The sequence below is a fragment of the Streptomyces sp. NPDC127197 genome, assembly GCF_042672405.1.
In the GTDB taxonomy this organism is placed as follows: Bacteria; Actinomycetota; Actinomycetes; order Streptomycetales; family Streptomycetaceae; genus Streptomyces; species Streptomyces flavusporus.
In genome coordinates this window covers 1-1,314 of the sequence record NZ_JBHXVG010000146.1, presented here as the reverse complement: position 1 = coordinate 1,314, position 1,314 = coordinate 1, and the positions used below count along the sequence as shown (strand labels likewise).

Genomic DNA, 1,314 nt, shown 5'->3' with positions numbered 1-1,314 from the left:
GGTGGATTCAGGGGGTCGTTGCAACACGCGGTGAGTTGATCAAGTCGCGAGCAGTTTATGCAGACGCTCGGCTGGGGTTTCCCAGTCGAGCGTTTTGCGGGGGCGGCTGTTGAGCTCGGTGGCGACGGCGTGGAGGTGCTCGGGGGTGTGCGTGGACAGGTCGGTTCCCTTGGGGAAGTACTGGCGTAGCAGGCCGTTGGTGTTCTCGTTCGAGCCGCGCTGCCAGGGGCTGGCGGGATCGCAGAAGTAGACCGGGACGTTGGTGGCGATGCTGAAGCCGTGGTGAGCGGCCATTTCGGTGCCCTGATCCCAGGTCAAGGATCGCTTCAGGTGGGGCGGCAGGGTTTTGACGGTGGTGATGAGGGCGTCGCGCACGGCTGCGGCGCTGTGGCCGTCGGGCAGGTGGACCAGCATCAGGTAGCGGGTGCTGCGTTCGACCAGGGTGGCGATCGCGGAGCGGGAGCTGGGGCCGACGATCAGGTCGCCTTCCCAGTGCCCGGGGACAGCGCGGTCGGCTGCCTCGGCGGGCCGTTCGCTGATCATGACCATGTTCTTGACGGCGCGGGAGCGACGCCGGTCGGCCAGGCGGCGAGGGCGGCGGATGGCACGTCCAGTGCGCAGAGCCTGGGTTAGTTCGCGGCGGAGTTCACCGCGGCCTTGGACGTAGAGGGCCTGGTAGATGGTCTCGTGGGTCACGTGCATCTCCGGCCGATGGGTGAAGCGCCTGCGCAGAGCGTGACAGATCTGCTCGGGACTCCAGCGCAGGGCCAGGTGCGACTGGATGAAGTCGTGCAGTTCCGGGTTCTGGCCGATCTTCCCGGTCTTGGGGCGAGGCCGCCGCGCGTCAGCTCGGCGCTGGGCGGCAAAGGGGCGGTAGCGCCAGCGGCCGTTGGCCAGGACGGTGCGGTTGCGGCGGATTTCGCGGCTGATCGTCGACGGACTGCGGCCCAGCTCGGCGGCGATCGCCCGGATGGTGGCCTTCTCCTGCAGCCGGTCGGCTATGTGGACGCGGTCGGCTTCGCGCAGATAGCGCGAGGGGTCGGTCGGTTCAGTGACGGGTGCCTCGTTGATCGGTGGATATGCCTTGATCCGACCCGAGGCACCTCGTCCGTTGCGCCATCGCTCGCCGGTGCGAGTGCTGATGCCGACGGTCCTGGCAGCCTCGGCGAAGCTCATTCCTTGATCCACAAGTCGGAAGTATGTCTCCCGTTCTCGGACCAGCGGTCTGTTCCCCTGAGGCCTCCGGCCACCACGAATCTCGAAGTCCATTGCCACCTCTGAGCTGAGGTGTTGCAACGACCACTAGAACTCAGG

Annotated in this window: 1 protein-coding gene; it reads right to left on the bottom strand. The window is 67.0% G+C overall.

Annotation, left to right across the window (positions count from 1 at the left end; all coding sequences use genetic code 11):
• Positions 1–39: 39 nt before the first annotated feature.
• Positions 40–1,176 (bottom strand): IS30 family transposase, encoded by a 1,137-nt coding sequence (locus tag ACFVJQ_RS46015; RefSeq protein WP_385791984.1) that lies wholly within the window; start codon positions 1,174–1,176, stop codon positions 40–42.
• Between the last annotated feature and the right edge of the window lie 138 nt (positions 1,177–1,314).

Excerpts from the sequence above, each read along its gene's own strand:
- ACFVJQ_RS46015 (WP_385791984.1), bottom strand. The coding sequence starts at position 1,176 with ATGAGCTTCGCCGAGGCTGCCAGGACCGTCGGCATCAGCACTCGCACC.